Raw genomic sequence first — 12,432 nt, 5'->3', positions numbered from 1 at the left:
AGGGATAGTAGGTCTTAACTGACTTACTATCCCTATTTTATATAATATTACTATTAGCGGTTATAGCCTTATATAAACTTATAGTCCCAAATAATCACTTACAGTTGCCAATTAGCAAAATAGATTAGCATGGGCAAATATTCTTTAAAAAATGATATTTGGTTAATAAAACAGAAAAAGTCTTAAACAGCTATTTACAGCCATTTAAGACCTCTCTTAAAGCGGACAGAGAGGGATTCGAACCCTCGATACGCTATTAACGTATACACGAGTTCCAGTCGTGCGCCTTAGACCAGCTCAGCCATCTGTCCATTATGGTGCGAGTAATGGGACTTGAACCCATACGTCTCTCGACACACGCCCCTCAAACGTGCCTGTCTGCCTATTCCAGCACACTCGCAAAGTACTATAATATTATACATCAAACGGAATTAAATGTCAAGCAAAAATAATAAAAAAATTATTTTTACTATTTATGCAACTTAAATAATAATACTTTTTTTCGACATTTTACGCTAAAATATCTCCTTGAAATTCAGTTTTACCTGATGTAAAATAGATATCGTAGAAAACAAGAAAGGAGAGTCTACTATGGAAAACGAATCTATCAAAGTGCTAATTGGCGACAATTCAGCGGCAAACGGGGTAAAAGCAGCAGCAAAATTAAGAGAAAACGGCATAATAGCCTACACCCGAAAAATGGATGGGCAGGTAATATTCGACTCTATACTAAGGGACAAGCCCGACGTAATTATCACAGCGCTCACCATGCAGGACACAGATTCTATCGCACTGATGAACCGCATAAGAGATAAGTTAGTAAATGTACCTGCCTTCATTGTAGTATCAGATATCAGAAACAGCTTCATTGAACGACAGGTAATGGAGAACGGTGCGTCTTATTACCTGTCAGCCCCATTTGATCTTGACACGCTTCCAGCGATTGTCAAATCAGTCTGTAACAAGCCAGTAACTTCGAACTGCACTGACACGGAAATAATGGTGACCGACATTATACAAAAGCTTGGCGTTCCCGCACATATAAAAGGCTACCATTATCTCAGAACTGCTATAATAAGCGCAATAAACGACTGTCAACTTATGGAGAGCGTCACAAAGCAGTTATATCCATGTGTAGCACAGAAATACGCCACGACATCATCGCGCGTTGAAAGAGCCATACGTCACGCTATAGAAATAGCATGGGACAGAGGCAATACAGAAACAATAAACAAATTCTTCGGCTACTATGTTGATAGCTACCGCGGACGTCCCACAAATTCTGAGTTTATAGCACTTGTAACCGACAAGATTCGCCTTAAGCTGAAAGTATCGCAGATATAAGAATAATATATCTTCTATTGCTCCAATATTTACTTTTCTTGACCATTATTTATCCAAATCATAATAAGACAAACGAATATATCAATAGCAGCACGCTGAAAACATAGTGATATCAGTGTGCTGCTATTTTTTAATTTTTTCAGTTCATTTTACATGGAACTATTTTAGAATATCCGTGCTTGTTATAATAAGAACATTATTTTTATTTATTGAACCATGTCTCTATGAATTCGGAAGAATCGACATCGGTTTCCACTTCTATAACACATATAAGGTTGTCATCTAGCCTTCTTACATAATATGCGATAACTTCACTGTACTCCTCCCCTGCAGATATCGTATATTCCTCTCTTATGTATTCTTTACCGCCAAGGACTACTTTTGCTCTGTCCTTATATACATGAGTGATGCCCGCTTCTTCATCCCAGTATGTGTCGAAGACCTTGATGTAATCAAGATACTCTTCCTCTGTACACTGCGGATCATCAGGGAATCCCATAGCTGTATTCACAAACTTATATGTAACAGCTGCGTCGAAGCCGTTTTCAAAGATATCGTCCCAGATGACTGCGGAATTATATATCATTTCTTCTTCGGTACTGCTTCCTTCAATAGTATTCTCAGCAATTATGGAAAGATAAACTTCGTTTATCATACTGAAATCGTCGGGGATATCAGCAGTTATACCTGCATACTCGTTTGAATAAACGCCGTTTTCAAATACTCCCTTTGTATAGTTTGTACCTTCCGCTATCGCATCAAAGCCTTCATCTTCCGAAACCGGATCAGGGATCGCCTCAGGCTCTGTACGCGGAACAAAGCCCTCCGGGTATGAGAGACCGTATCCAAGTCCGAAAACATTTTCGTCAGTACCTATCTGCTCTACAGAGCCATACCATGGTTCGGGAAGTCTGCCGGTAAAGTCCGAACAGCCGCAGATAACGTCAGAAACACCTTTGCCCTCTGAACCCGGCAGGTAACACATTACAACGCTGTCCCAGTTACTGTAGTCTTCTTCGTCGAGTATGACCTGTCTACCGGCGACAATACAGGTAACGGTGGGCTTGTCAAGTGCCTTTGCTTCATCAATAGCTTCCCTGTTGCCGTTGAGACCGAGCATTCCGCAAAGCTCAAGGTCTGTTGTATCGCCGTACCATTCTGCGTATGAAGTTTCACCTACGCAGAGCAGTACAACATCAGCATTCTCTGCCTGCTCAGGATCGGTGATAACTTCTATGCCGTAATCCTCTGCATATCTCTCGAATGCCTCCAGTATAGTTGTAACTCCGCTGATATTCTTTGTCGGGCTCTCAACCCAGCCCATGGTCCAGCCGCCGCACTGAACACGCGGATTGTCCGCAGAAGGTCCTGTGATATAAACCTTTGTACCCTCTTTGATAGGCAGTGTTTCGTTCTCATTCTTTAAAAGGACAAGGCTCTTTTCCACGAGCTTTTCAGCAACAGCTCTGTATTCCATAGAACCTGTTTCCTGCTGAACAGTTTCAATTTTTTCACAGAATGGATCGTCGAATATTCCCGCATCCTGCTTTACCTTGATTATTCTTTCAACAGCGTCATTGATACGTTCTTCACTTATTTTTCCGTTTCTGACCGCGTCGATTATGCTGTTTCTTGCGTCATCATATCTGTCAGCCTCCATGAGCATATCTATACCGCTGTTTATTGCTGATGCGACCTGATCCTCGTAGGTCTCCGGCGATGTGAATTCTATAGCCTGATAGTCGCTGATGATGAAGCCTTCAAAGCCCATTTCATTTTTGAGTTTCCATATATATTCGCCGTTTTCATGCATCTTCACTCCGTTAAGAGAAGAAAAGCTGACCATGATCGTCTGGACGCCTGCATCTATCTGCGCCTGATATACCTTGAGGAGTTCGTCTATTTCTTCTTCGGTGAGCTGAGAGTCGCCTCTGTCCATGATACGGGGATAATCTGTCTGTTCACCTGTACCGTAAACCACGTTTCCGTCGCCGAAGAAATGCTTTGCGCAGGCTATGACTCCGCCGTCAATAAGTCCCTTTGTATAAGCTGTACTGAGTTTTGTTATGATATCAAGGTCTGAGCTGTAGCACTCATAAGTCCTTCCCCATCTTGGATCAACAGACTGTGCAACACAGGGGTAAAGATTCCACATAAGGTGGCAGAGCTTGCTTTCATCGGCAGTGATACGACCTACCTGATAAGCGAGTTCCTCATCGTTTGCGGCACCCTGTCCGATATTGTGCGGGAAGTAAACTGCGTCACGGCAGTATCCGAGACCGTGCACATCATCAAGCGCCATAATGTAAGGGATTCCGGTTTCCGAATCTACAGCTCCCTTCTGAAAACCGTCTACAAGCTCGCGCCATTCAGCCGAGCTGTACATACCTGCGTCTCCGTAAACACTTCCGTAGCACTGCTCCTGCATTTCTTCATCGCTGGTCATGTACGCAATAGACTGCACCATCTGAGCCGCCTTCTGCTCCAGTGTCATTTCCTCAACGATCTGTTTGGGAGTCATTTTTGCATATCTTTGGTATGGTTTTCCTACATAAGCCTCTGCCGCCATGGCATAAACATAAGTTGCCTTTGCCATATCGGTGAGAAGCGTGTTATCCTTGGCATTCTGATTGTTCAGTACTCTGTGAACGTATGACAGAGCGCTACACTTGTAATCAGTTCCGTCAATAGTGATCTTGTGGGGAGTGCTGAGCTTCTGAGCGCAGATATTGGAGATCTCGTAGTACTTGTTTCCGCCCTTGTACCTGGGTTTTACTGTCTCATCGTCGATAAGCACATCATCGCTCTCTGTGTAGATCCTTAAGGCAGCTGCGGAATTGAGCACCAGTGAGAGCTTCACGTCGGAGCCGAGGTCTGTTGCGTAATCGCTTACGCTGTCTGCGGTCACATTTTCGATACCGGCAATTGTATTGACGGTGCCGTTGAAGTAATTCTCGGCAGCCTTGCAGTAATTTTCAAGACCGTTAACAAGAGGCTCAAGAGTGGGAGGAGCTTCATACAACCCATATTCCTTGATCTGGTCGATATAGCCGTAAATTGTACATTCGACCTGTGAGTGATTGCAGAGTCCGTAGATTTCATTGAATAATATGAGGCGTCTGCCGTCTTTGTCATAAGCTTTGAGAGTGATCTGCTCATTTCCCTGAGTAGCATTTATGGGATATGAGAATTTGCAATCACCGTTTTCCTGCGTGATGCCTGTAAAATCAGTATATACTCTGTTACCGTTGGGACCGCTCATTATGACCTTTGCAAGGTTCTCGCAGGGTTGGAGATAAACGTTTACTCCGATATTTCCGTCAAGAGTAACGCTGTTGCCTCTAACTATGCAAATACTTGGGTCAAGAGCAGTACAGCCTTTGAACATCCCCAAATAGCTATCATTATATTCACTACTTTTTGTTGTATCAAATCCTGTAACATCAATATATTCAAGACTTGAACAGTTTTCGAACATATAATCCATATCAGTAACATTTGATGTATCAGCATTGGAAAGGTCAATATATTCTGCCCCAAATTGCTCAAACATATAACGGCAAACTTCAGGGAATATTGTACCTTCTTTACAAACTACTTTTTTAACATTTTCATTTTTTGACCATGCTTGTACATCTTCATATACAACGTTTCCATGCAAAGTAAGAACGCCTGTATCATAATCAAATGTCGCGGTAGATGTCTCTGCAAAAGCTGTAAGAATGCTGCCTGATAAGCTACTTTTGTCTACGGGTGCGCTGACAGCTGCGCCTATCATGGCAAAAGCCATTGCTGCTGCGGTGATCTTCCTGATCAGTTGTTTTTTCATTACTACATCTCCTTTTCGAATGCAAGCAGAAAAACTGCATTGCGTGTGATAAAATTGGCTTACTGAGTATAATATACTTATCATAAATATTCCCCGTAATATAATAAGCATTTTATACAATAGATATAAACTTGATGAACTAATTGTATCAAATAATGCATTTTGTGTCAAGGCATTTTAACTTTTGTAAAGGTTTCTTAACCTTTTGTAAAGATTATTTAATAAGATACAAGCTGACAATCTGAAGCAGACATGAGCAATGATTTTTTCAACCAGAAAACTCTTTCATCATAGGATAAGTTTTCGTCAAGTTCAATTTTTACTTCACTTCGCAGTGCATTCATACTATTTCAGTATATAGGAAATTACATATCTCATATGTGTATGTGATCACAAAGATAAAATGCCTAAACGTGAGGCAGTGTAACATGATACAAAAAGCTGCAATAATCCTATGTTATTGCAGCTTCCAATACCATTAAAGTTGACCGTGAATTGACCATTTTATTCTATTGCAAGCTCAAATTACTCTTAAACGACGTATTTTCGCTACAAGGGTTGATATTTGTATTTTAATATGTTATAATAATTCGGAAAGTGAAACCTAGAAAAACATCTATATGGAGTAATCGCTATGTCTGAACTAATCTCAAACAAGTTTAAGAAATGGGAGCAAACCTGCAATGAGCGATTTGACAAGCTCAGAGAAAACGAAGAAAAGCTCAACCGCTTTTTTATTGAGCTTTACGGGATAGGCGAAGAAATATCCTATGAAGTAGACGAGCATGACGTTACAGTACGAAGAGCTGAACTCCAGCGTGAAATAAAAAGTCTTTTAAGCTACGCTGTCGGATGTCTTTTCGGCAGATACTCTCTTGACGCTGAAGGACTGTGCTACGCCGGCGGCAAGTGGGAAGCCTCCTTATACTCGACCGTTATACCGTGCTCCGACAATATTCTTGAATTGAACAGCATGGACAGCGGTCTTGCCGCTGATCTAAAAAAGTTTATAGAGACCGTATATGGTTCCGACACTCTTGAAGAGAATCTCCGTTTTATCGCCGAAGCCCTCGACGGAACCGGAAGTCCTGAAGAGGTCATTTTTAAGTATATTCAGAAGGGATTTTTTGCCGACCACACAAGAATATACAAAAAGAGGCCAATATACTGGCAGTTCAGTTCTGGCAGCAAGGGGGCCTTCAAAGCGCTGATGTATATCCACCGCTACGATATTAATCAGCTTGCAGTACTTGAAAGAGACCATGCTGTCCCACGCTATGAGCAACTGAAAAAAGAACTCCGCCATCTGAACGAAAGCTACAATATCTCATCTGGAAAAGAGCGGACATCTATGCACCGCAGCATAAAAAGACAACAGGCACTCTTGCTGGAAATGGAGAGGTTCCTCCCAAAACTGCACGAGATTGCCGAACAGAGGATTGAACTTGATCTCGATGACGGAGTAAAGGTAAATTACGAAAAACTCAGGGATATTCTTGAATAGTATCCCCATAAAAGGACAAAAGCTGTATTCGCCTATGAATACAGCTTTTCTGATCTGTCCCTCTTTTTCTTACAAAGGAAAAACCTCGGTACAGCATATGTACAGACGCCGACCTTGGTCACGCTCAAATAATAACCCAATTATTTTCGCAATTATATTATATCATTTACAGTCACACTTGTCAATAAGAATGAGCAGTATTTATACAACCCATACAAATAATTCCACAGTTTTTATTTGTCATTTTTTCCCTTGATAAGCTTATCAGTTTTCACTATGATAATATCGTTCTTTTTTATCTTAAGCATTCCGTTCGGCACTACAGTAAGCTCTCCGCGAAGTATCACAAGTATACGTATATTGTACTTTTCGTTTGCCTCCATAACCGACATACCATTAAATGGACTTATTTCATCGACCAGCACTTCACCAACATCACTGAGATCGCTGAACCTTGCGTCGGAATACTGCTTTTTCGTGTACTGCTCAACAAATCCGGCGCTTATAATACCTGTCGGGATAGCAACGACACCAACGCCGAGAAAGGCTATCAGAATCGCCATTATCTTTCCTATCACGGTTATTGGATAGATATCTCCATAGCCCACTGTAAGAAGTGTAGACACGCTCCACCATATACCAGAAAATGCATTGCTGAATGCCTCAGGCTGGGCTTCGTGTTCCGCACTGTATATACCGAGAGACGAAGCGAGCATAAGGACTATTATAATAAAAACTGAAGAGAATATTTGATTCTTTTTTTCAACAAGTACCGATGTGATGACATGGAAGGAATCATAATGTACATTTACTCTGAAAAGATGAAGTATACGCACCACTCTCAGCATTCTGAAAACTATGAAGCCGTCAAGGAAAAAGAATGGCAGTATAGTCAAAAGATCCACTATACCGTCAAAGGAATGTAGGAACCTCAGCTGTGCTTTTATCCCCTTTTTCTCAGGATAGAGCATATCCGCCGTCCATATGCGAAGTATATACTCAACACAGAACACCGCCACAGTAACAGCTTCAATAGTTCTGAAGAAAGACCTTAAGCCGGCAAGCTCCTCAAAGGTATCGAGGAAGACAGTGAGTATATTTAGAATGATTATCGTAACTATGAACCAGTCAAATGAACGGCTTATAAAATCGTCCTTGTTTCCAATCTGGATTATATCAAATATACGCCGTTTCAATGTTTTTTTCTTGACATCAGCCAATTCCGCTCAACTCCATATAAAGTTTTTTCGCATAACCGTCTGTCATACCGCATATAAAATCAGTCACGAGTATAAGCCGCAAATAAAGCTTTTCCTCATCACTCCTGCCCTTTGAACCGATCCTGTAGGCGCTTATATAGTTCTCCGAGACCAGTTTCATTATTAGCTTATCTATGGTCGAAGAAGGATTATCCGTATCATATACCACAGCAGCCCGTGTAAGCTTACTGAGGAGGAATTCATATATCTCCCCTGCTGCTATTTCAAGAGTGTATATCTCCTTTGAACAGAATACGAAACGGGAAGCGATATCGCTGAGGGCAAAAGCAATAACACGGCCGTCAGACGCTGCTAATAGCTCCTTTTGAAATTCTCCGTGCATGATATCTCTGTAATTATCGGTAAAAGAAAGAGATGCACACCTCAGAAGCACCCCTTGAACATATATTATCCAGCGCTGAACAGCATTCTGCTCAGGTAAAGATAAGTCCTTCTCCAAAGCCTGTCCGTAATAGTATTCCAGTCTGCTTACCGCATCATCAAGAACACTGCGCTCACTGTCGTTCATGCATTTATCTTGATATGTACCCTTAAGCTCGGAAACTAGCTTATTATAGCTTATAAACCCCTTTTTCACAGCGTCCTCTATATCTGCTGTCGTATAGGCTATATCATCGGCAGCTTCGAGCACAAAAGCCAGCGGATGACGGCAACCGACCGTTCCGGTGCTGCTGACGATATCATCGAATATCTCCCTATCTGCATAATAGTATCCCATTTTCTTTTCCTTGATATTGCCGCTTTCTTTGTTTACAGCAGTTGATGGCACGGGATACTTGATTACTGTATTCAGCAAACCGTAGGTCAGGTTCATTCCGTTTTCGTCCACAAGGAAGTGAAGTTTTGTAAGTATTCTGAGAGCCTGCGCATTGCCCTCGAAATGGTACAGATCCTCCCTCATCTGAGGACTAAGTATATCCGCAAGCTTCCTGCCGTCAAGCTCCATAACAGGGAGATTGCGCCTGAACCAGCCGCGGACATAGTCCTCGCCGAAGTGGCCAAAGGGCAGATTGCCGATGTCATGAATAAGTCCTGCACATTCCAGTATACTGCATATTTTTTCTATATCCTGTTCATCAAGCTCGCTGTCTATGCCAGAAGCCGTTATCTTGCGGAATATCATCTGTCCCAATGACTTTGCAAATGAGGAGACCTCCAGTGAATGGGTCAGACGTGTTCGCACAAAGTCTCCTCTGTCAAGTGGAAATACTTGTGTTTTATCCTGTAAGCGTCTGAATGAAGCGCTCCCAATTATGCGGTGATAATCCCTCTGAAACTCGTTTCTCGGGTCGTCGCTGAGCGAGGTGGTCGAATATCCTCTGCGTCTTTTCTCACATAATAATTTTTTCCAGTTCATCGTATCTCTCCGTAATGATTCGTACAGGTTTATCAATTGCTATGCTTTCCGGCGTGACAATGCAGTCATACGCCAGCAGCTCCACACCTTCGAGCTGAGCTCTCCTGAGAGCGTCGCCAAAGGCTTTATGAGTAACATCATTAGGTCTGAATTCATAGATATCCTTCATCTGTATAACAAAGAGCACATAAGCGCCGAAGCCTTCCCTATGAGCTTTAATAAGCTCGTTGATGTGCTTTAATCCGCGTTCGGTAGGAGCGTCCGGAAAGAAAGCAACTCCGTCATATTCAAGAGTGACGCCCTTGACTTCAAGGAAAGATATCCTACCATTGTCCTCTATGCAGAAATCAAACCGTGATGCTCTGTAGGTATACTCTCGCTTTATCACCGCGTCTGCGGAGAAAAGCTCTCCGCGCCTCAGCCATTCCTCAACCGTGGCATTTGGTATCTGTGAATCCATATTCACCAGAAGATTATCTTTGCCGTTGCGGACCTTTTCCACAGCCACAAGGTCATATCCCGTCCTGCGTGCAGGATTGTCTGACTTTTCAAGATAAACGGTACATCCCTTTGCAAGAAGCTCCCTACACCTTCCCGTATTCTTTACGTGTACCTCTTCTATGCGTCCGTCTATACGTACCCTAGCTATGAAACGATTCGGACGCTCTATGAACTCAGCCTTCCTTATATGACGGTACAACATAGTCTTTTCCGTAAAGCTCCTTATAGGTGTCTTTTGTGCAGTATACCCATACGTCGCACATTTCTTCCTTATCCTTGAAGATACGTCCTGCTTTTCCATAATATGCTTCTGCAATGAACTTTTCATCAAATCCGCCGATCATGCAGATATTTATAGTCTCTCTTGGAGCATCGCATACTATGAATTCAGGAGCACCGGTTGATCTTATCATATCCTCATATTCCTCGTTCTCCTTCTGTCCGGCAATGATATGGGATATGTAGCTCTTGTCGTTATATATGTTATAATAGATGTTTTTTTCAAAATAAGCCTCTGAGGCCATTGCTGAAGCCGAATACATGTGAGTATCATCATTTAGCCATGCAGTCATGATTTTTCTGCCTTCAAGACCGTTTTCCTTTATCCAGTCCGCAAGGCCGGCTGAGGCGTCATAAGCGCCTGTTATCTCACGATAGAAGCTGAATCCGTCCCAGTAGAGATTAACCGCTGCAAACGCCGTCACACCGATAACTGCAACTCTTTTTGAAAGCTTTTCGGAAATGCCCGCCTTTTTCAGTGGCTCTGTAAACTCACTGAGCTTTATGGGTTCAATATCCGAAGCTGTCCACAGAATAAAGAGCAGATACATTAAAAACGTACCGAAATGATGCGGATATGAATATGAAGTAAGGAGTACCGAAATACAGAAATATGGTATTATCATTTCCGCTATCATTTTTCTCCTGTAGCATATTCTAGTGAGCAGAGCCCACACGATGACTGAAACAACAGCCGCTCCGAACATATCCTGAAAGGGATTGACCTCCATCTGCATACTGATGACCTCTGACGAAAATGAAGTTATAAGCGCCTCGGCCGGGATAAAGAACCAGCACTGCAAAAACAGAGCAAAAACACTGTGGTTTCTTCTGTTTACTACAGTTGTGCCGAAGGTATCAGAGTACGGCATTATATCAGCAATTGTAAGCACTGCTATTATAAGAAGAATTATATAACATACAAGGAGCTTCCTGCTCTTAAAAATATCACGTATACATTTTACAACGCTCCGCTGTCTTATTGCTTCGCCCACCATGTCTGCAACAACTATACCACCTGCAAGGGCAATACCATAGGAATGACATAGACACATAAGTATCAGCGCAAGTGTATAGCGAACAGGCTTTTTCTTTCTGTCCCTGTAAGCTGCTGCCGCAGCAAGCGTTGCAAATAAGAGCAGAATATATGGCCTTGACGTAACGCCATACTGATATAAGATGAAGAAACTCATAGGGATAATGATCTTTGCCGGTCTTCTAAACGGCGAAAAAAACTCTATCATTATCAGCACAGCCTCATAGCATATAAACTGTACGGATTTTAGCGCCAGAGGGTACGGAAGTCCAAGCAAATGTGCAACCTTAAGCATAAGATGCCATAAAGGCGGATGTCCCTCATAATGAGTAAGGTAAAACATTATATCATGAAGTGAGGCGTCCCTTGCAATAAGATAAGCCTGAGCCTCATCATACCATGTCTCGTGAAAGCAGAGCCCGATGATGACAACTACAGTAAATATTAAAGTAACTATGCAGCTCATTATAAGATCATTTTTCTGAGTTTTCATATTCATTTCTGTAACTTTCTCCTGTTTTCCTTTTCATCGAGCACCTTTAAATAGTACTGTTCCCTGTATTTTTTTGGAGTCATGCCCTTTTCCTTCCTGAAAACGCTTATAAATGCGCTCTGAGACGAAAAGCCAAGGGCGAGCGAAATATCAAGGCACGAAAACTCGGAATCCGTAAGCAGGTTTTCAGCAGTAGCGACTTTGGCTTTAATAATGAAGGATTTCACGCTCATTCCTGTTTCCCTCGAAAACAGCTTCGATAAGTAGGATGGATTAAGTCCTGTCTGGTCCGAAAGCACCTTCAGTGTAAGCTCCTCATGGAGATGCTCATAGATATAGTCAATGCATTTCCTTACATGGATAGATATTACGTTCTCTTTTTTCAGAGTTTTCATGCGCTCCGCAAAATCAAGCTGCATCTCAAGGAAAAGATCGACAATCTTTTCCACATCGTTAAGCTTGTCTGCACGCTGTATGTATATATCGCTCAGAGTATAGGCAGTATCGTGACCAAGACCGCCCTCAACACAGAAACGCGACACCATTGCCACAGATGTGACAAAATGGTACATTGTATTTCGTACAGGGTCTTCGGATAGAGTGCCCTTTCCAACAAAGAAAGTACTGCGTAGCTTTTCAAACAGCTCCCTAACAGCTTCTGTATCGCCTGCCCTTATCAATCTGTAAACATTGAGCTCACGCTCGAAGGGACTTCTTGTGAATCCATCGTTGCGCTGTATATAAAGCCTGTAATTCAAGTCGCGGTCAGTTTTCATAAGCTTACCTCCCGTTTTTGCTTTATTTACCAA

8 protein-coding genes and 2 tRNA genes are annotated in these 12,432 nt (G+C 42.2%); 2 read left to right on the top strand and 8 right to left on the bottom strand.

The window, feature by feature from the left end:
• Positions 1-222 precede the first annotated feature (222 nt).
• Both J6U00_RS01590 and J6U00_RS01585 read right to left on the bottom strand, forming a co-directional pair.
• Positions 223-311: transfer RNA gene (locus J6U00_RS01590), tRNA-Ser, on the bottom strand.
• Positions 312-315: 4 nt separating this feature from the next.
• A tRNA-Leu gene (locus tag J6U00_RS01585) sits at positions 316-400 on the bottom strand.
• Positions 401-591: 191 nt separating this feature from the next.
• On the opposite strand from J6U00_RS01585, the gene spo0A reads away from it, so the two are divergent.
• Positions 592-1,344, top strand: a complete 753-nt coding sequence (gene spo0A / locus J6U00_RS01580) for a sporulation transcription factor Spo0A (protein ID WP_296577944.1) — start codon at positions 592-594, stop codon at positions 1,342-1,344.
• A 202-nt stretch (positions 1,345-1,546) separates the two neighbouring features.
• Here spo0A and J6U00_RS01575 read toward each other — a convergent pair whose 3' ends face one another.
• Positions 1,547-5,173 (bottom strand): glycoside hydrolase family 3 N-terminal domain-containing protein, encoded by a 3,627-nt coding sequence (locus J6U00_RS01575; protein WP_296577942.1) that lies wholly within the window; start codon positions 5,171-5,173, stop codon positions 1,547-1,549.
• A 634-nt stretch (positions 5,174-5,807) separates the two neighbouring features.
• On the opposite strand from J6U00_RS01575, the gene J6U00_RS01570 reads away from it, so the two are divergent.
• Positions 5,808-6,677 (top strand): hypothetical protein, encoded by an 870-nt coding sequence (locus tag J6U00_RS01570; RefSeq protein WP_296577940.1) that lies wholly within the window; start codon positions 5,808-5,810, stop codon positions 6,675-6,677.
• A 233-nt stretch (positions 6,678-6,910) separates the two neighbouring features.
• On the opposite strand, the gene J6U00_RS01565 is transcribed toward J6U00_RS01570, so the two are convergent.
• From J6U00_RS01565 to J6U00_RS01545, 5 genes are read right to left on the bottom strand one after another with little or no spacing between them, the layout of a single operon-like run.
• Positions 6,911-7,897, bottom strand: coding sequence for an ion transporter (locus J6U00_RS01565; RefSeq protein ID WP_296577937.1), 987 nt, complete (start codon positions 7,895-7,897; stop codon positions 6,911-6,913).
• Positions 7,890-9,314: a deoxyguanosinetriphosphate triphosphohydrolase gene (locus tag J6U00_RS01560; protein ID WP_296577934.1), complete on the bottom strand. Its 1,425-nt coding sequence runs from the start codon at positions 9,312-9,314 to the stop codon at positions 7,890-7,892. Before J6U00_RS01560 ends, J6U00_RS01565 begins: the two co-directional genes overlap by 8 nt.
• A complete protein-coding gene (gene sfsA, locus J6U00_RS01555; RefSeq protein WP_296577932.1) occupies positions 9,289-10,017 on the bottom strand; it encodes a DNA/RNA nuclease SfsA in 729 nt (242 codons plus the stop codon). The genes J6U00_RS01560 and sfsA overlap by 26 nt, the downstream gene beginning before the upstream one ends.
• Positions 9,989-11,629, bottom strand: a complete 1,641-nt coding sequence (locus J6U00_RS01550; protein ID WP_296577930.1) for a hypothetical protein — start codon at positions 11,627-11,629, stop codon at positions 9,989-9,991. Before J6U00_RS01550 ends, sfsA begins: the two co-directional genes overlap by 29 nt.
• Entirely contained in the window at positions 11,626-12,399 is a 774-nt protein-coding gene (locus tag J6U00_RS01545; RefSeq protein WP_296577928.1) for an AraC family transcriptional regulator, read from the bottom strand. The genes J6U00_RS01550 and J6U00_RS01545 overlap by 4 nt, the downstream gene beginning before the upstream one ends.
• Positions 12,400-12,432: the final 33 nt, after the last annotated feature.

It is taken from the genome of Ruminococcus sp., assembly GCF_017650195.1.
Taxonomy (GTDB): domain Bacteria; phylum Bacillota; class Clostridia; order Oscillospirales; family Ruminococcaceae; genus Ruminococcus.
This window is presented reverse-complemented; position numbering and strand designations above follow the sequence as displayed.

Bases quoted from the DNA above. Each gene is read 5' to 3' on its own strand.
- J6U00_RS01560 (WP_296577934.1), bottom strand. From the start codon at position 9,314: ATGAACTGGAAAAAATTATTATGTGAGAAAAGACGCAGAGGATATTCG.
- J6U00_RS01575 (WP_296577942.1), bottom strand. From the start codon at position 5,173: ATGAAAAAACAACTGATCAGGAAGATCACCGCAGCAGCAATGGCTTTT.
- J6U00_RS01545 (WP_296577928.1), bottom strand. From the start codon at position 12,399: ATGAAAACTGACCGCGACTTGAATTACAGGCTTTATATACAGCGCAAC.
- J6U00_RS01550 (WP_296577930.1), bottom strand. From the start codon at position 11,629: ATGAATATGAAAACTCAGAAAAATGATCTTATAATGAGCTGCATAGTT.
- J6U00_RS01570 (WP_296577940.1), top strand. From the start codon at position 5,808: ATGTCTGAACTAATCTCAAACAAGTTTAAGAAATGGGAGCAAACCTGC.
- spo0A (WP_296577944.1), top strand. From the start codon at position 592: ATGGAAAACGAATCTATCAAAGTGCTAATTGGCGACAATTCAGCGGCA.
- sfsA (WP_296577932.1), bottom strand. From the start codon at position 10,017: ATGTTGTACCGTCATATAAGGAAGGCTGAGTTCATAGAGCGTCCGAAT.